This window comes from Streptomyces sp. NPDC051183, from assembly GCF_040682455.1.
Classification (GTDB): domain Bacteria; phylum Actinomycetota; class Actinomycetes; order Streptomycetales; family Streptomycetaceae; genus Streptomyces.
In genome coordinates this window covers 39,518-56,693 of the sequence record NZ_JBFBBA010000027.1, presented here as the reverse complement: position 1 = coordinate 56,693, position 17,176 = coordinate 39,518, and the positions used below count along the sequence as shown (strand labels likewise).

Genomic DNA, 17,176 nt, shown 5'->3' with positions numbered 1-17,176 from the left:
CCGTTCCTCCTGTCATGAGGAACCTGCACCCGGACGGGTTCGACCCGTACGCCCCGGGCGTCGCGGAAGACCCGTATCCCTCCTACCGGGAACTCCGCGAGGACAGCCCCGTCCACTTCAGCCCGCAGACCGGGCTGTTCTTCCTGTCCCGGTACGAGGACATCGCCACCCTGGGGCGGGACCGGACGAAGCTGATCCGGGGCAGGGCGCTGTCGGACGCGTTCGAGCAGTTCGAGGGCACCGCGCTGTACCGGATCCTCGGGTCCAGCCTGCTCGTCGTGGACGACCCCGACCACGGCCGGCTCAAGCGCCTGGTCCTGCGCACCTTCACCCGCGGGCGCGTCGAGCAGATGGTCCCCCGTATCGAGGAGCTCTGCGCGGAACTGCTGGACCGGGCGGAGCTGGACCCGGCGGGCGGCGTGCTCGACCTCGTCCCCGCCCTGGGCCGTCCTCTGCCGTTCCTCGTCGTCTGCGAGTTCCTCGGCATCCCGCCGGAGGACCGCTCCCCGTTCCTCGCATGGACCCACAAGGTGCTGCCGCTCGGCGGACCCGTCCCCACCGACGCGGAGAAGATGCTCGCGGTCGACGGGAGCGGGGCGTTCGAGGGCTACTTCACCGCGCTGATCGGTGAGCGCCGCGGCCTGCTGAGGCGTGGCCGGCCGCTGCCGCCCGGGCTGATCAGCGACCTCGTGCGGGTCGCCGAGGAGGACGGCGCGCGGCTCACCGAGGACGAGCTGCTCTCCCTGGCCTTCACCTTGCTGGTGGCCGGATTCGAGAACGTCACCGATCTGATCTCCAACGCCATGCGGGCGCTGTGCGAGAACCCCGGCCAGCAGGAGGAGTTGCGGGACGAGCCCGGGCTGCTGGACAACCTCGCCGACGAGACCCTGCGCTACTACAGCACCACCCAGTACAGCCTGCGCGAGGCGGCGCAGGACATCGTGCTGCACGGGGTCCGGATCCCGGCCGGCTCGCGGGTGGCCCTGCTGCGGGGGGCCGCGAACCGGGACCACCGGCAGTTCGACGCCCCGGACCGGTTCGATCTGCGACGCCCGAACAGCGCCACCAACGTGGGCTTCGGGGAGGGTGCCACGCTCTGCACGGGCGCGGCGCTGGCCCGCCTGGAGGTGCGCATCGTCTTCAGCGAGCTGCTCGCCCGCTGCGGCACCTTCGAACTGGACCGTCTCCACATCGGCCCCGCCAGGTTGTCCTGGGGGCCTCGCGTGCTGTCCGCGGCCTACGGCCCCCGGGCCCGGGCGGAGTCCGCCGGCCCGGTCCGAACAGCGGTTTCCCGGAATTTTTCCGGACGCTGAACCGGCCGACGGGCACGGCGCGTTCCCCCTGGTGTGACTGGAGGTGCCGTCGGACCGTGTGTCGGGGAGGGCGGCGCTTCCGGAAGGCCCGCGCTGTCCATTCCCCTGAGCTGCGCGGGCCGCAGGGTTCCGCGCCGCCTCCTGCCCCCCCCGTGGGAGTCGGCGCGGAGCGGGTCCCGGTGCCGTCCATCCCCCTGAGCGGCGCCGGGACCTCCTGGAACCGAGGCCGGTAGTGTTGCGTTCCCTGACGGGGGCCGGGGTGCTTCCCCCCTCGCGGGATCAGTACGTCTCACAGCCTGCAGGAGAACCTCCCCCATGCGTGGAAACCGGCCGTTCGGTCACGTCCTCACCGCAACGGCGGCCGTCGCCGCGCTCGCACTGACCAGTGCTTGTACCGGTCAGGGCGGTACTCCCGGCCAGGACGCCCGCGCCGGGGCGACCACCATCGAGTTCTGGCACGGCTGGAACGCGCCGCACGAGCTCAAGGCGATCCGGGAGACCATCGCCCGGTTCGAGAAGAACCACCCGGACATCAAGGTCAAGGTCACCGGCAACATGTCGGACGACAAGCTGAACCAGGCGCTGCGCGCCGGCGGCGCCAAGGCACCCGACGTCGTGTCCTCCTTCTCCACCGACAACGTGGGCAGGTTCTGCGCGTCGGGGGTCCTCGCCGACCTCGATCCCTTCTTCGAGAAGGCGGGCGTGGACAAGGAAAAGACGATTCCGCAGAACCTGCTGCGGTACACCCAGTACCAGGGCGACCAGTGCACGCTGCCGCTGCTGACCGACGCGTACGGCCTCTACTACAACAAGGACGCCTTCAAGGCGGCCGGCATCAGCGAGCCGCCGAAGACCTGGAGCCAGTTCGCAGAGGTCGCGGAGAGGCTGACCGCGGTGAAGGGCGACGGCTACGAGCGGCTGGGCTTCATGCCCACCTTCCACGGGTACGAGACGACCCCGATGCACTACGCCGCGCAGTGGGGGCCGGTTAAGTACTTCGACGGCGCGGGGAAGTCGGCCATCGCCCAGGAGCCGGCCTTCGCGCAGATGTACACCTTCCAGAAGCAGCTCGTCGACCGCCTGGGCGGCTTCCAGCGCCTGGAGAAGTACCGGTCCTCCTTCGGTGACGAATGGGGACCCGACCACCCCTTCCACAAGGGGCAGGTGGCGATGCAGCTGGACGGCGAGTGGCGGCTGGCGATGGCCAGGGACGCCGGCGCGCGGTTCGAGATCGGCACCGCGCCGCTGCCGGTCCCCGACGACCGCATCGACGAGCACGGCAAGGGCTACGTGAGCGGCACCGTCATCGGGCTTTCGGCCGGCAGCCGGCACCAGCAGGCCGCGTGGGAGCTGGTGCGGTACATGACCACGGACACCGAGGCCGTGGTGTCGCTCGCCAACGCCCTGCACAACGTGCCGTCGACCTTCGAGGCGCAGAACTCGCCCGCACTGGACCCCGACCCCGCGTTCCGCACGTTCCTGGACATCTCCCGCCACCCGAAGTCCGGCACGGTCGAGGCGCAGCCGGACGGCGGCCAGTACCAGCTCACGCTCCAGGACTTCGGGTACGCGCACGAGAAGGGCGACGTGGCCGACCTCCAGGCGGGCCTGCGCAAGACCGCCGGGCAGATCGACACGGACATCGCGAAGACGAAATAGCGCGCCAGCACGGGGGCGATCTTTCTCCGGAGATACTTCTCCCATGCTGGTCCGGTGCCTGAAGATCATCCACCCTGACGCCGACGTCCCCGTCGCGGAGTTCGACGGGATCCGGGTGGGCGGTGTGTACGCGGTCGTGGAGATGGTCGCCCACGACATCGACTGCCAGATCCGCGTGCTCGGCCCGGACGCGCCCGACCCCGGGCTGCTCTGGGATCCCGCCGACTTCGAGACCGTGGACACCGGCGTACCGCCGGGCTGGACGATGGTCATCGCCGACGGCCACACCCGGCTCACGGACGCCCGCTGGCAGCGCCCCGGGTTCTGGAGCGAATACCACCGGGGCGACGCGCGGGCCCTGGCCGACTACGACGAGGTGAAGCGCGAGCGCCTCGCGGCCGCGGCGGCGGCGCACCGGCCACAGCACTAGGGGGTGCCTGGCCGCCCAGACACCCCCCAGCCGCACGGTGGGGGCGTTCGCCCGTCTGCCCCGCTCCGCACGACACCGCCCCGGCCGTGGGGCAGCCTCGTACGGAGTGCACGCAAACCCCCACCTTCGCGAAGAGGCTCGCATGGACGAGATCGAGCGGTACGAGCGATACGTCGGCGGCAGCCCGGAGGCGGAACGGCTGCTCTTCGAGCGACTCGCAAGGGACCTCCTGCGGGTACAGCTCAAGGTGAAGAAGCGCAGCGGCGCCCCCGCCCTCGGGCGGACCTTCCATGCCAAGGCGGTCCTCGGCGTCGAGAACGCCCGTCTGAAGTTCCACGACGACCTGCCCGAGGCCCTGCGGGCGGGTTTCGCCCAGCCCGGAGCCGCGTACCCGGTCACGGTCCGGCTGTCCAACGCGAGCGGTGCGCGCCAACCCGACTCCGCGCCCGATCTGCGCGGGGCGGCGCTGCGGGTGGATGTCGGCAACAACGAGACCCACGACCTGCTGATGACCAGCTTTCCGGTCTCGCACGCCCGCGACGCGAGTGAGTTCGTCGCCTTCGCCAAGGCCATGGCGGGTGCCGACTCGCGGCTCGGCAAGGGGTTCGCCCTGTTCGTCAAGCTGCCCCTGGCGGTCGGCTGGCCCACCGCCACCCGCATGCGGCGCAACGTCGTCGCAGGAACCGACCGCGCGGTGTCCAGCCTGGCGCTGGAGACGTACTGGAGCCGCGGCGCGATCCTGTGGGGCGACGCCGGACCGGTGCGCTATCAGCTGCGGCCCGCCGCGGACGCCGCCCCCGCCCAGGCGGTTGCGCCCACCGATCCCGATCGGCTGCGGCGCGAGCTCTCGCAGCGGCTGCGCGAGGCGGACGTCGTCTTCGAACTCTGCGTACAGCGCTACGTGGACGACCGGCGCACCTCCGTCGAGGACGGCGCGGCCGAGTGGCGGGAGGAGGACGCACCCGTCGTGCCGGTGGCCACGTTGACCGTCCCGGCCCAGGACATCCACACCGCCGAGGCGCGCGCCTGCGCGGCACGGGTCGACCTGCTGGCGTTCAACCCCTGGCACACCACGGATGACTTCCGCCCCCTGGGCAACCTCAACCGGGCCCGCAAGCTCGCCTACGAGGCGAGCAGCGCCCACCGCCTGGGCCACCGCTTCCTGACCGTCGAGCCGCGGCGCAACGTCCTGCTCGGGGCGCCGCTGCGGGCCTCCTTCCGCACCGTGAACCGCGTCGTCCCGTGGCACCGGCTGCCCACCCCCCTCGGTCTGCTCAACCTGATGGCCTTCCGGCAGACCCTGCGCCGGCACAACCTCATCGACACCGACCTCCACGAGGCTCCGCCCAAGGCCGAGCCGGTGGGCGCCCCGCTCGACGAGGACCTGCTGGTCAGGCGCAGTTACAACGGGACCCACAACGACCTGTCGGCGCCGCTGATGGGCGCCGTCGGCGCGACGTTCGGGCGCACCATGGCGCCCGTGTACCGCCCGGACCGGTTCGACACGCCCAACCCGGTCACCGTCAGCAGGGAACTGCTCCGGCGTGACGCGTTCATCCCCGCGACCTCGCTGAACATCATCGCCGCCGCGTGGATCCAGTTCCAGGTGCACGACTGGGTGCAGCACAAGAGGTTCCCGGTCACCGTCAAGAGCGTCGAGGTGCCGCTGCCGCCCGGTGAGACCTGGCAGAACACCCCGGGCGGACCGCAGGAGAAGGTGATGCGCTTCGGCGCGGACGAGGCGGTGGTTCCGCCCGGCGGCGAGGGGTCGCCGATCCTGTTCGCCAGCAACGTCTCGCACTGGTGGGACGGTTCGGAGGTGTACGGCGGCGACATCTCCGTCGCGATGTCGCTCCGCGAGGCCAATGGCGGCGCCGGGCTCCGGCTGGAGGACGGGCACCTGCCGGCCGGCGCGGACGGAGTCCCCCGTACCGGGTTCACCGACAGCTGGTGGTTCGGCCTCAGCGCCATGCACACCCTGTTCGCCCGCGAGCACAACGCCGTGTGCGAGGCCCTGCGCCGCGAGTACCCGCACATGGACGAGGACCGGGTCTACCACACGGCCCGGCTGGTCGTCTCCGCCCTGATCGCGAAGATCCACACGGTCGAGTGGACGCCCGCGATCCTCGCCACCAAGACGCTCGACATCGGCATGAAGACCAACTGGCAGGGGCCGCCGAAGAACTGGCTGGACCAGCTGGGCATCTGGCTGCTGGAGGCGAACGGCCGGGAGGGCATCCCCAAGACCCTGCCCGACCACCACGGCGCCCCGTACTCCCTCACCGAGGAGTTCGTCACCGTCTACCGGATGCACCCCCTGATCCCCGACGACTACGAGCTCGTCGACCACCGCTTCGGCCGCCGGCTCGACACCGTGGGCTTCAAGGACGTCCAGGGCGCCGCCGCGGAGCCGTTCATCCGCAAGACCGGACTGGTGAACACCCTGTACTCGCTGGGCATCGCCCACCCGGGCGCGATCACCCTGCACAACTTCCCGCGTGCGCTCCAGGCCTTCGAACGGGACGGCGAGGTGATCGACCTATCCGTGGTCGACCTGGTGCGCACCCGGCGCCGCGGCGTCCCGCGCTACAACGACTTCCGCGCCGGCCTGCACAAGCCGCGGATCCGGCGCTTCGAGGACCTCTCCTCCGATCCCGACACGGTCGCGCGGCTGCGGGACGTGTACCGCTCGGTGGACGACATCGACACCGTGGTGGGGCTGTTCGCCGAGAACCCGCCCTCGGGGTTCGGCTTCAGCGACACCGCCTTCCGCGTCTTCATCCTGATGGCGAGCCGGCGGTTGCAGAGCGACCGCTTCCTGACGGTCGACTTCCGGCCGGAGGTCTACACGCCCCTGGGCATGGACTGGATCGAACGCAACGGCATGACGAGCGTCATCCTGCGGCACTGTCCCGAGCTGGCGGGCATCCTGCCGCGCGGGGCGAGCGCGTTCGCGCCCTGGCGCGCGGTCCAGCCCGTCCGGAACAACAACGGCGCCGGCCGCGGCTGAACGGGGGAAGGCCATGTCCGCATCCGACGACGCAGTCCACCCCGGCCTGGAGGACCTCCTTTCCCGTCCGCTGTGGGAGACGGTCTTCAGACGGCGCACCCACCGCGTCAGCAAGGGCGCCTCGGTGCCCGCCGGGTCGATGAGCCACCGGTCCGAGAACCGGCCGGAGCCGCTGAGCGAGCTCGAAGAGGCGGTGCTCATCGCCCTCACGGGCTCATCGGGACTCACCATGCCCGACCGGCCCTTCGACGACCCGCGCGACCACAAGCCCATCATGGCCAAGCCGAACCTGAACATGACGGGGCGGACCGCGGGCAGTCCCGACAACGCGCAGGCCACCCACTTCTTCATGATCAACGACAGCGGCACGTACTACCTGCGCAAGCTGCCCCCTTCGAAGGACCACTCCTTCGGTCCCGACACGCTGATCGAGCGTGCGCGCCAGTCGAAGGTTCGGGTGCTGGAGCACCGTCTGGACGTCGCCGAGGGGATGCGCGACTTCCCCGCGTACCTCGACTCCAACCGCTTCCTGTCCAACCTCCCGGGCACCACGCTCTTCCTGCCGGTGGTCGACCTCTCCCACCAGTACATCAACGCGCTGATGTACCTGCTGACCCAGCCCGAGGGGGCCCGGCCCACGGTCGTCGACGACCGCAGCTTCTACCGCCCGGCCGGGGTGCGGAAGTGGGTGAAGAACGGCTTCCTCAACCCCGACATCAAGCTGCCGCTCGGAGCGCTGGGGCCGATGCGCACCCAGGTCGAGGCCGACCTGCTGCTCCAGAACATGATGCTGGTCGCGGACGCCATGGGGCTCGGTGCCTGGATCCACGCGACGATCAGCCCCCAGATCATGCTGGGCGACCCGAAGTTCTCCCGCGCCTACGGCCGCATGCTGGGCTTCGACTTCGTCACGCCGAAGTTCCGCCCCGCCGACGTCCTGCGCTGGCAGGTGCCGCTGCCGAAGTACGCACAACTGCGCGCGCACCCGGTGGGGCTGCGGGCCGGCGGTGAACACCTCATCAAGAGCGCCTGCCCGCCCAACTACCCGTCGATGGGCGACGCCGTCGACTCGGTCATCCGCGCCAAGTTCGGGGAGGGCGGCATCTATGCGGACAAGGACCTGTTCACCCGCATCTACAAGGACGACTACGCGGCCCGCTACCTCGCCGAGGCCAGTGAGTACGACCGGCAGGTGATCGACTGCGCGCGGGACATCTGCGTGTACATCCACGAGACGCACGGGCGGTTCCCGGCGCACACCGATGCCATCCACGTGCCCGGCGTCTGGCTTCAGGCGCACCACGTCGAAACCGAGTACTACGACCGGTTCTTCCAGAGCGGCCTGACCGAAGCCCACCGTCGGCACGCGTCGCGCTGGGAGGGATGAGGGAGACCCATGAGAGTCTACGAGGCCATCGTCAAGGGGCTGGAAGGCGTCGGGGTACGGGCGGCCTTCGGCGGTGCCGGGGAGAACGCGGCGGGGCTGATGCTGGCGCTGAAGCATTCGCAGAAGATCCGGCCGATCATCACACGGCACGAGCAGGCGGCGTCCTTCATGGCGTGCGGCTACGCCATGTACACCAACCGGCTGGGCTTCTGCTTCGCGACGGCCGGTCCGGGTGCGTTCAATCTGTTCTCGGGGCTGGCCGTGGCCATGTCCGACTCGTATCCGGTGCTGGCCGTGTCGGGGTACGCGAGCAGGGAATGGCGCGGGTGGGGCTCGCTCAACGAGACCTCGGGGTTGAACCGCACGCCCGACTCCCAGGCCATGTTCGCGGCGACGACCAAGAAGTCCTTCCTGCTCACCGACATCGCCGATACCTGCGACGTCCTGGAGGAGGCGGTCAACACCGCCTTCGAGGGGAGGCCCGGGCCCGTGCACATCCACGTGCCCGAGGACCTGACCCACCGCGGGGTCGAGGTCACGAACTTCCGGCCGCTGAAGCTCGACGTGAAGCCGGTCCTGCCGGACCCGGCGCGGGTGGCGGAGATCGCGGCCGTGCTGGCGGACGCCATGGCCCGGGGGAAGCGGATCGTGGCGCTCGTCGGCTTCGGTGCGGTGCGCAGCGGGGCGGGCCCGGAGATCGAGCGGCTGATCGAGCGGTTCCAGATCCCGCTGCTCACCACCCTGGACGGCAAGGGCATCGTGTCCGAGGGCCATCCGCTCGCGGTCGGGGTGTTCGCCGACAGCGGCCACTCCAGTGCCTGGAAGGCCTTCCGCGAGGCCGACGTCGTCCTGTGCATCGGCAACTCCCTCAATCAGCACGCGACGTTCAACTACCGCGAGGACCTGTTCGAGAACAAGCTGCTGATCCACGTGAACATCTCCGAGGGCGAGTTCCGCAAGGCGTACCGGCCCGACCACGCCCTCCTGTCCGACGCGCGTCCCGCGGTGGCCGCCCTGACCGAGGCGCTGGAGCGGACGGTCGGCGAAGTGCCGGCGGTCGAGGTCGACGGCCGGGACTACGAGGCCCGGAAGATCGTCCACCTGACGGGAAAGATCCACCCCGGGGAACTCGCGCAGTCGATCGGGCGCATGCTGCCGCCCCGGGGCATCCTGCTCGCGGACGCGGGCGCCCATCTGGCGTGGCTCGGGTACTACGTGGAGCTCGAACAGGGGCAGAACTTCCGCAAGGCGGGCTCGTTCGGGCCCATGGCCGGGCACGTGAACGGGGCCATCGGCGTCAAGGTCGCCCACCCGGACCGGACCGTCGTCGTCGGCTGCGGCGACGGTTGCTACTCGCTGTCCGGGTTCGAGCTGATGACCGCCGTGGAGCACGAGATCCCCGTCATCTGGGTGATCTTCAACGACGGGCAGTTCAAGCTGATCAAACTGTTCCAGCTCGTCACCTACGCCGAGTCCGCCCTCGTCGAGTTCCAGAACCCGGACTTCGCCGCGTACGCGCGCGCATGCGGCGCGGACGGCTACCAGGTGGAGACGCTCGACGAGTTCGAGGAGGCGTTCGCCGCGGCACTGGCCTCCGGCCGTCCCACGGTCATCGACGCCAGGATCACCCGATGGGCCGTGCCGCACTACAGCCCGTCGCCCGACGGCGTGATCGACGGTCTCGTCGAGACCCTCGAAGCGCGCTTGCGGACCGATCGCCCGGAGAGCGCCCAACCTGGGTAGTGTTCCGCGGGTGGAACGAGGACAGCCTGTCGTCACCGGGGTCGCGATCGCCTTCATCGGCTACACGAGCACCTTTGCGGCAGTCCTGACGGGCCTGCGCGCGGTGGGTGCCACCCCGGCCCAGGCGACCTCGGGCCTGGTCGCACTCTGCGTCTCGCTCGGACTCGGCACGCTGTGGCTGAGCCGGCGCTCTCACATGCCGGTCACCCTGGCCTGGTCGACGCCGGGTGCCGCCGTGCTGGCGAGCGCGGGCCAGTTGGCCGGGGGCTGGCCGGCGGCGGTGGGCGGGTTCCTGATCGCGGGCGGCCTGGTGGTCCTCACCGGCCTGTGGCCACGCCTCGGCGCCCTGGTGGCGGCGATCCCGGCGCCGATCGCCCAGGCGATGCTCGCCGGCGTCCTCCTGGAGATCTGCCTGGTCCCCGTCAAGGCTCTCGGCTCCCACCCCTGGGAGGTCGCGCCGATCCTCGTCACCTGGCTCGTCGCGGTCGTGACCGCTCCGCGGTGGGCGATCCCGGCCGCTTTCGGGGCGACGGTGCTGGTCGTCGGCCTGCTCGCGGCCCGTGGCGACGGCCTGCACGGGCCGTGGCTGCCGGAACTCGCCCTGACGGCGCCGCAGCCGACCTGGTCCGCGGTAGCCGGCATCGCCCTCCCGCTGTACGTCGTGACGATGGCCGCGCAGAACGTGCCCGGGGTCGCGATCATGAGTTCCTTCGGCTACCGGGTGCCGTGGCGCGCGGCCATGGGAACGACCGGACTCGGCAGTGTCCTCGCCGCGCCGTTCGGCGGGCACGCCGTCAACCTCGCCGCGATCAGTGCGGCCCTGCCCGCCTCGCCGGAGGCGCACCCGGACCCGGCACGGCGGTGGATCTCGTCCCAGGCCTTCGGCGTCACCTATCTGGGAATCGCCGCGGGGACCACGGCGCTCACCAGTTTCCTCGCCGCGGCCCCGCCGGAGGTGGTCGGCACCGTGGCCGGTCTCGGGCTGCTCGGGACGCTCGGTCATGCGCTGACCGCCGCGATCGCCGGGTCCGGAGGCTCCCTCCCGCCGGCGGACCGGACGGCGGCGACCGTCACCTTCGTGGTCGCCGCCTCCGGCACGACTCTGGCGGGGGTCAGCTCGGCCTTCTGGGCGTTGGCCGCCGGACTCCTGATCCGGCTGGCGTTCACGGCGACGCCGTGGGGCTCCGGAGCGGCGCCCGCCGAGGACGAACCGGCCCGGCCGCCGAGCTGCCCCACCTGACCCCGCTACGAACGGGACCTGACGCCCGGAGGCAGGTTCGGGGCCTCCCGCGACAGCGTCACCCAGACCTCCCCGCCGACGACCTCGGCCGCGTGCACCCGCACGGGCAGCTCCGCGGGCGAGGCGTCCACCGCTCCGGTGCGCAGATCGAACCGGGACATGTGCAGCGGGCACTCCACCACGCAGTCGTCGACCCAGCCGTCCGACAGCGCCGCGTCCTGATGGGTGCAACTGTCGTCGAGCACGTGCACCGCGCCGTCCTCCGTGAGGAAGACCGCGAGGGGCGGTGACACGGATGTGACCCGGTGGCCCTTCTCCGTGGACAGGTCGGACAGGTCACACACTTTGATCGGCTCGGCGGCCATTTCCTCTCCTCAGAGCTCGATCGAGTGGTTCTGGTACTGGACCTTGTCGCGGTACGTCTTGTGCAGAAGCGGGTTGTCCGGAACGACCGTCAGATTCACCGTGCCGGAGACCACGATTCCGCATTCGCGCAGACCGCCGGCCTTCTCGGGGTTGTTGGACATCAGCCTGACCGAGCCCACCTTGAAGAACTTGAGGATCTCTGCCGCCCGGTCGAATGACCGCGCGTCCCGTTTGAATCCCAGTTGCGCGTAGGCCTCGGTCTGCGCGACGCCCTCGCCCCTGAGCCGGGCGGTGAGGAGTTCGGCCATGCGGCCGTTTCCCTTGCCGTCCTGGTCCATCCAGATGACGAGGCCGGCGCCGTCCTGCTCGATCTTTTCCTGCGCCATGGCCATCTGTTCCCGGCAGTCGCATTCGATGCCGTTGAACACGTGCGCGGTCGTGCAGTGCGAATGGACCCGGCAGAGCACGTCTTCCCCGCCCTGGATCCCGCCCTTGACGATCGCGATCGATTCGCTCTGGCCGTCGTAGAAGAGGTACTCGGTGAAATCGCCGAACCGCGTGTGCAACGGGCCCTGCGCCAGGAGGACAATCACTTCGATCCAATCCGTCGCGAGAGATCGCCGCGATGAGAACGCGACGTGATCGCCGAATACGAGTCGTCCGCTTCCGTGAACCGCTGCGTCACCACGGAGTACTGCTCCTCCATACGGCTCCAGGCGCTCGGCACCTTCCCGTCGAGCACGTGGTCGCCGGGGCCCAGCCGCAGGCGCTCCACCCTGCGGATGCCCAGTGCTGTGGAGGTCGTGAACATGCTCAGCTCCTGCCCCCGCGTGAGCGCGTCGGAGACCTCCGAGATGCAGATGTCCCGCTCCACCACGCGCTCCCCCGTCTCGGCCAGCAGGTCCAGGACGGTCCTGCGCGTGACGCCGGGCAGGATCGAGCCGAGCCTCGGAGTGACGATCCGGCCGTCCAGGCACAGGAAGACGTTCATGGTGGTGCATTCCTGAAGGCGGCCGTCGCCGTCGAGCCACAGGATCGTGTCGCATCCCGCCTCGTGCGCTCCGCGCATCGCCAGTGCGGCGCTGGTGTAGTTGCCGGCGGTCTTGACTCCGGCGAACATCGGATGCGTCCGCGGCACGGTCTCCTCGACGAGGACGCTCATGCCTTCCGGGACGGGGTCGAACCTCTTCACGAGGACCACGAAGACGTACTTGCGGCTCCGCTGCGGCATGACGTCGCCGCCCGCCGCGAAGACGACGGGCCTGATGTACAGACGCGTCGCGCCCCCGTCCCAATTGGCCCGCACCGCCCGTTCGACGGCCTCGATGAACACCTCGTACGCCGGGCAGGGCAGCCCGAGCGCCGTGCACGAGGCCCGCAGCCTCGCGTGGTGGTCGAGCGCTCTGAAGACGAGGAGGGCCGGATCCGCGACGTAGGCGCGCATCCCCTCGAAGACCGAGAACCCGAACTGGATCCCGTCCGCACTGAATTCGACGAGGCTCCCGGCGTCGTTCGCCATCAGCGCGGGCGGCTCGTACTCCCCGCCCCCGCTCCGGGACACCGCGACCGAGGGCAGCCAGGGGTGTCCGTTCTCCCACGCCATGCCTAGGAGTGCCCGACCGGGCAGGAGCCCGTGGTCACGACCATGAGCTGGGAGTGCGAGAGGTTGTTGAAGTGGACGTCCTTGTCCGCGGTGTTGGCGATCCAGGCGTCCGGGTGGTCGGTGAGGAACTGCCTGACGAAGTTCGTCGCCATCACCATGCCGAGGTTGCGGCCGGGGCAACTGCGGCGCCCCTTGCCGAACGGCATCACGTACGGCTCGGCCCCCTTCTCCTCCTGCAGGAACCGCTCGGGCTGGAAGGCGGCTCCGTACATGGCGTGCAGTGCGTGGATGTTGGGCATCACGCGGGTACCCGTCTTCAGCCGGTACCTGCGCCCCTCGACCTCCAGGTCGAAGTCGTCGATGACCTTGTTGTTGATGACCGAGCCCGGGGGGCTGAGGCGCAGCGTCTCGCTGACGCACGCCTCGACCAGCTCCGCCTTGCGGTCGCCGCTGCTGGAGGTGATCTGCTCGCGCCACTTCGCGTTCTCCGGGAGGAGGACGTACCACAAGGTGGCGAGGATGGTGTTCTGGACCGTGTCCAGACCGGCGATGGAGGCCGTCAGGAGGTCGTCCCGCGTGATCTCCAGCGGGATGCCGAGCTTCCCGTTGCCGGTGGCGACCTGCTCCCACACCGTTCCGGCCCCGGGGGTTCCCTGCAGGACCTCGGCCAGGTGCTCCTGCAACTGTTTGATGTTGTACTGGAGTCGTCGCGCCTCCCGGGTGACCGGCCAGGTCGCCATCGGGAAGTGGACCCGGTTCCAGAAGCGGTTGGAGTAGAACCTCAGGCCGGTGAACGTCTCGTTCAGGGCGAACATGAAGGGCACCTGCGACGTGCTGCCGTCGTGGTCCTTGTAGGACACGGTCAGCGTCATCGCGTCCTGTCCCCAGACGAACTCCCCCATGACCTCACGGGTGTAGTCGCCCGCGATGCGCTTCATGTCGAGCGGCGCGTCGTCGGTGAACCCGCCGCACAACTCGGCCGCCCGCCGGTTGGAGATCGCGGAGATCCGGGTCTGCTCGAATCCCTTGCCGAGGTTGCGCTTGCGGTCGCCGAAATGCTCCGTGGTGATCTTCTGGAAGGTCATCGCCGACGGCGAGAGCTGTCCGAACGAGTACAGGGCGGGTGTGTCCCGGTCGATGTACTTTCCGGTGACCGCCGGGTTGACCAGGATGTCTGTCGTCGGCCTGTTCACCGCGTACAGCTGGATGTCGAACCCGCGAATACTGCCGACGAAATCCGTGGCCGGCCGGTCCAGGTAGAGATAGTCCCGCGTCTTGTTCCGGCCGATGAGCCCGGACACGTCCGTCTCGGAACCGATGAACGGGTAAGTCCTGCCGAAGGCGACGCCCTGCTTCTCGTAGTACCTGCGGTCGAGAACCGTGCGGGCCACCTTCACGGCGAAGGTGAGGGAGGCGGCGCCCGCGACTGCCGCCGGAACTAACGGTAATGACTTCATGATCTGCTCCTCAATTCATGAGGGCAGGCTCGGCGAACCGACTCGCCCCGCCCCCGTCAGCGGCTCTTTGGCCCACAGGGGGAGCAGCTTCCTTGGGTTCGGAGCTGAAGATCGAGTCATCTTCGGCTTGTTGTGCCCGGCCGCGGAATTGGCTCGCACGGTCCCCCCGTCAACGGTCGTCGAATGCGGGTGCAGGCCCGCGCTTTCACGACGACGCCGTCAAATATATGAGGCCCTCAACTATTCCCGCAACGGCGCGTCGGTTGTTGGCTGGTTGCGGTCGTGACGCTGTCACTCCAGGGCGTCCCGCGCGGCGCACAGCCGTTCGCACGCGTCCCGGTCGATGGGCCCGTGCCAGACACCGCCGGCCTTGATCGAGCTGCCGACGACGGCGCCGTCGGCGTACGGGACGATGTCGGCGAGGTTGTCGACCCGTACGCCCGATCCGGCGACCAGGGGCAGGTCCGTGGCCGCGCGGATGGCCCGGAGGTCGGCGGCCTTGGGTGCGTCACCGAGCCGGGCGCCGGTGACGATGAGGGCGTCGGCGTCGAACCAGGCGGCGTCCCTGGCCTGTTCGGCCAGCGAGCGGTCGGCCGTGATGGCGTGCGCGCCGAGCTTGACCTGTACGTCGGCCCATACCGCGACGTGGTCGGCGCCGATCGCCCGCCGGTAGCGCAGCATCAGGCCCGCGCGCCCTTCGACGAGCCCCTCGTTGGCCACGTAGGCGTTGACCCACTGGTTGGACCGTACGAACCGGGCCCCCGCGGCGGCGGCGACGGCGAACGACCTGTCGACGGCGTTCGCCAGGCAGTTGACTCCCAGCGGAACCTCCACGGCGCGGGCCACTTCGGCGGCGGCGACGGCCATCGCCGCCGGGGTCTCGGGGCCGATGTCATCGGGCTTGAGGAAGGGGATATCGCCGTGGTTCTCGATGATCAGGGCGTCGAAGCCGCTCTCGACGAGAATCCGGGCCTCGTCCGTCGCCCGCCGGATCACCGCGGCCATCCCTTGCTCCGGGGTGTACCTCGGCGAACCGGGGAGCGGTAGCAGGTGGATCATGCCGATCAGTGCGAAGCGTCGCCCGAGGAGCCGCCGCGGCCCGCCGTGCCCGGGGACGCCGCCGCCGGTGCGGCCGGTCACTCCGCGGCCTCGCGGCCGTCCACGTACGTCGCCACCACCTCGATGCCGCCGATGCGCGGGACCTCGACGCTCCGCGGGTCGTCGCCGAGCACGACCAGGTCGGCCCGTTTGCCCGGGGTGAGGCTGCCCGCGCTGTCCTCCCAGTGGCAGGCGTGGGCGCCGGCGACGGTGTAGGCGTACAGGGCCTCGTCGACGCTGATTCCCTCGTCCGGGCCGATCGTCCGGCCGGACGCGGAGGCGCGCTCGACCATGAACTGGACGGCCCGCAGCGGGGATCCGTCCGCCACCGGCCGGTCGGAGCTGCCGACCAGGGTGATGCCGTGGTCGAGGAATCCCCTGCCCCGGTAGAGCCAGGACGCCCGTGCCTCGCCCATGATCGCGGCGTAGTCGTCGCCGAAGCTGCGCAGGAAGTTGGGCTGGACGACCGCGCTGACGCCGAGCCTCGCGAAGCGCGGGAGCTGGTCGGGGCGGATCAGGCCGGCGTGCTCGATGCGGTGCCGGGCGCCGGGGCGGGGGCGCAGGCGCTGGGCCCGTTCCAGCGCGTCGAGGGCCACGTCGGCCGCGCGGTCGCCGATGGCGTGCACGGCGAGCTGCCAGCCGGCGAGGTGGCCGTCGACGATCGACCGGGCCAGCACCTCGGGGTCGTCCTGCAACTGGCCCGCGTGGTCCAGCCCTTCGTACGGGGCGGTGAGGGCCGCGGTACGGGCCATCATGCCGCCGTCGGTGTAGATCTTGAGCGCGCCCACGGAGAGCCGGTCGTCGCCGAAGCCGGTGCGCAGTCCGAGGTCCAGGGCCCTGGGGATGCCGTCGGCTTCGTGCGCGGCGACCGGACGCAGCCGGTCCGCGGAGACCATGAGCTGTACGCGCAGCGGCAGCAGGCCCCGCTCCCGGGCCAGTTGGTAGGCGCCCAGCTCGACCGGACTGTGGCCGAAGAGGGTGCCGCCGATGCCCGCCTCGGCGCAGGCGGTGATCCCCTCGGCCAGGCAGGTCCGGGCGGCGCGCCCGATCGCCCCGGCCAGCTCCTGCTGCGAGTAGGGCAGCCGCAGCGCCCGGGCGGCGCCCATCGCGCCTTCGGTGAGGAAGCCGTTCTCGTGCGGGACGTCCGCGAAGAGCAGGTCCAGGACGGCGGTGTTGACGACGCAGCCGTGCCCGGAGTCGTGCATCACGTACAGCTTGCGGCCGTGGCTGACCCTGTCCAGTTCGGCGGCGGTCAGGTGGCGTCCCAGGACCCGCTGGTCGTAGCCGGCGATGCTCACCCAGTCACCGGGTGAGCCCTGCCGCAGGACGGCCTCCTCCACCACCGCGAGCACGTCCTCGATCCGTGTGCGGCCCACGATGCTCGGGGTGTTCTGCTTGATGCCCGTCCAGGCCAGGTGGACGTGGGAGTCGATGAATCCGGGGAGCACCGTGGCCCCCTGGAGGTCGATCACCTCGCGTGCGGGCAGGGAGGCCACGGCCTCGTCCAGGCCGACGATCCGGCCCCGCCAGATGCCCAGTTCGCGGGCGACGGGACGGTCCGGGTCCATGGTGAGGAAGCGGGCGTTCGTCAGCCTGGTGCAGAGCATCGTCAGGCGTCCATCGTCCGCGCGAGCGAACAGGGGCGCATGTCGGTCCAGTTGGTCTCGACGTAGTCCAGGCAGGCCTCTCTGGTGTTCTCGGCGAGGACGACCGTCCACCCGCCGGGCACCTCCGCGAAGGACGGCCACAGCGAGTGCTGGCCCTCGTCGTTCACCAGGACCAGGAATCGGCCTTCGACATCGTCGAACGGGTTGGTGCTCACGTGGGTGCCTCCCCGAGAACGTCTCGATTAGGTTAGGCTCACCTAATT

14 protein-coding genes are annotated in these 17,176 nt (G+C 70.3%); 7 read left to right on the top strand and 7 right to left on the bottom strand.

The genetic code is table 11. The features are described 5' to 3' along the window. Window positions 1–14 precede the first annotated feature (14 nt). The 7 genes from AB0M99_RS23405 to AB0M99_RS23375 all read left to right on the top strand — a co-directional run bounded on the left by AB0M99_RS23405 (window position 15) and on the right by AB0M99_RS23375 (window position 10,782). On the top strand, window positions 15–1,313 hold the full coding sequence (locus AB0M99_RS23405; protein WP_365923410.1) for a cytochrome P450: 1,299 nt from the start codon (window positions 15–17) through the stop codon (window positions 1,311–1,313). 315 nt (window positions 1,314–1,628) lie between these two features. Then, window positions 1,629–2,972, top strand: a complete 1,344-nt coding sequence (locus AB0M99_RS23400) for an ABC transporter substrate-binding protein (protein WP_365923408.1) — start codon at window positions 1,629–1,631, stop codon at window positions 2,970–2,972. Window positions 2,973–3,015: 43 nt separating this feature from the next. Further along, complete coding sequence (locus AB0M99_RS23395) at window positions 3,016–3,402, top strand: hypothetical protein (protein WP_365923406.1); 387 nt, start codon at window positions 3,016–3,018, stop codon at window positions 3,400–3,402. Between the two features lie 142 nt (window positions 3,403–3,544). Then, on the top strand, window positions 3,545–6,412 hold the full coding sequence (locus AB0M99_RS23390) for a peroxidase family protein (protein WP_365923405.1): 2,868 nt from the start codon (window positions 3,545–3,547) through the stop codon (window positions 6,410–6,412). Window positions 6,413–6,425: 13 nt separating this feature from the next. Next, a complete protein-coding gene (locus AB0M99_RS23385; RefSeq protein WP_365923404.1) occupies window positions 6,426–7,799 on the top strand; it encodes a hypothetical protein in 1,374 nt (457 codons plus the stop codon). A gap of 9 nt (window positions 7,800–7,808) precedes the next feature. Beyond that, window positions 7,809–9,542 carry a thiamine pyrophosphate-binding protein gene (locus tag AB0M99_RS23380; RefSeq protein WP_365923403.1) on the top strand — a complete coding sequence of 578 codons (1,734 nt, stop codon included), beginning with the start codon at window positions 7,809–7,811 and terminating at the stop codon, window positions 9,540–9,542. A 10-nt stretch (window positions 9,543–9,552) separates the two neighbouring features. Further along, window positions 9,553–10,782, top strand: a complete 1,230-nt coding sequence (locus AB0M99_RS23375; RefSeq protein ID WP_365923401.1) for a benzoate/H(+) symporter BenE family transporter — start codon at window positions 9,553–9,555, stop codon at window positions 10,780–10,782. Window positions 10,783–10,787: 5 nt separating this feature from the next. On the opposite strand, the gene AB0M99_RS23370 is transcribed toward AB0M99_RS23375, so the two are convergent. From AB0M99_RS23370 to AB0M99_RS23340, 7 genes are all read right to left on the bottom strand, one after another. Next, complete coding sequence (locus AB0M99_RS23370) at window positions 10,788–11,147, bottom strand: non-heme iron oxygenase ferredoxin subunit (protein WP_365923399.1); 360 nt, start codon at window positions 11,145–11,147, stop codon at window positions 10,788–10,790. Between the two features lie 9 nt (window positions 11,148–11,156). Continuing rightward, window positions 11,157–11,741: a hypothetical protein gene (locus AB0M99_RS23365; protein WP_365923398.1), complete on the bottom strand. Its 585-nt coding sequence runs from the start codon at window positions 11,739–11,741 to the stop codon at window positions 11,157–11,159. Beyond that, complete coding sequence (locus tag AB0M99_RS23360) at window positions 11,738–12,751, bottom strand: aminotransferase class IV (RefSeq protein ID WP_365923396.1); 1,014 nt, start codon at window positions 12,749–12,751, stop codon at window positions 11,738–11,740. Before AB0M99_RS23360 ends, AB0M99_RS23365 begins: the two co-directional genes overlap by 4 nt. 2 nt (window positions 12,752–12,753) lie before the next feature. Then, window positions 12,754–14,208, bottom strand: a complete 1,455-nt coding sequence (locus tag AB0M99_RS23355; RefSeq protein WP_365923394.1) for a cytochrome P450 — start codon at window positions 14,206–14,208, stop codon at window positions 12,754–12,756. A gap of 291 nt (window positions 14,209–14,499) precedes the next feature. Then, window positions 14,500–15,267, bottom strand: coding sequence for a BtpA/SgcQ family protein (locus AB0M99_RS23350; RefSeq protein WP_365923483.1), 768 nt, complete (start codon window positions 15,265–15,267; stop codon window positions 14,500–14,502). A 77-nt stretch (window positions 15,268–15,344) separates the two neighbouring features. Then, complete coding sequence (locus AB0M99_RS23345) at window positions 15,345–16,913, bottom strand: amidohydrolase (protein WP_365923392.1); 1,569 nt, start codon at window positions 16,911–16,913, stop codon at window positions 15,345–15,347. A gap of 2 nt (window positions 16,914–16,915) precedes the next feature. Continuing rightward, window positions 16,916–17,128, bottom strand: a complete 213-nt coding sequence (locus AB0M99_RS23340; RefSeq protein ID WP_365923390.1) for an MbtH family protein — start codon at window positions 17,126–17,128, stop codon at window positions 16,916–16,918. Between the last annotated feature and the right edge of the window lie 48 nt (window positions 17,129–17,176).

Excerpts from the sequence above, each read along its gene's own strand:
- AB0M99_RS23405 (WP_365923410.1), top strand. The coding sequence starts at position 15 with ATGAGGAACCTGCACCCGGACGGGTTCGACCCGTACGCCCCGGGCGTC.
- AB0M99_RS23400 (WP_365923408.1), top strand. The coding sequence starts at position 1,629 with ATGCGTGGAAACCGGCCGTTCGGTCACGTCCTCACCGCAACGGCGGCC.
- AB0M99_RS23395 (WP_365923406.1), top strand. The coding sequence starts at position 3,016 with ATGCTGGTCCGGTGCCTGAAGATCATCCACCCTGACGCCGACGTCCCC.
- AB0M99_RS23390 (WP_365923405.1), top strand. The coding sequence starts at position 3,545 with ATGGACGAGATCGAGCGGTACGAGCGATACGTCGGCGGCAGCCCGGAG.
- AB0M99_RS23385 (WP_365923404.1), top strand. The coding sequence starts at position 6,426 with ATGTCCGCATCCGACGACGCAGTCCACCCCGGCCTGGAGGACCTCCTT.
- AB0M99_RS23380 (WP_365923403.1), top strand. The coding sequence starts at position 7,809 with ATGAGAGTCTACGAGGCCATCGTCAAGGGGCTGGAAGGCGTCGGGGTA.
- AB0M99_RS23370 (WP_365923399.1), bottom strand. The coding sequence starts at position 11,147 with ATGGCCGCCGAGCCGATCAAAGTGTGTGACCTGTCCGACCTGTCCACG.
- AB0M99_RS23360 (WP_365923396.1), bottom strand. The coding sequence starts at position 12,751 with ATGGCGTGGGAGAACGGACACCCCTGGCTGCCCTCGGTCGCGGTGTCC.
- AB0M99_RS23355 (WP_365923394.1), bottom strand. The coding sequence starts at position 14,208 with ATGAAGTCATTACCGTTAGTTCCGGCGGCAGTCGCGGGCGCCGCCTCC.
- AB0M99_RS23350 (WP_365923483.1), bottom strand. The coding sequence starts at position 15,267 with ATGATCCACCTGCTACCGCTCCCCGGTTCGCCGAGGTACACCCCGGAG.
- AB0M99_RS23345 (WP_365923392.1), bottom strand. The coding sequence starts at position 16,913 with ATGCTCTGCACCAGGCTGACGAACGCCCGCTTCCTCACCATGGACCCG.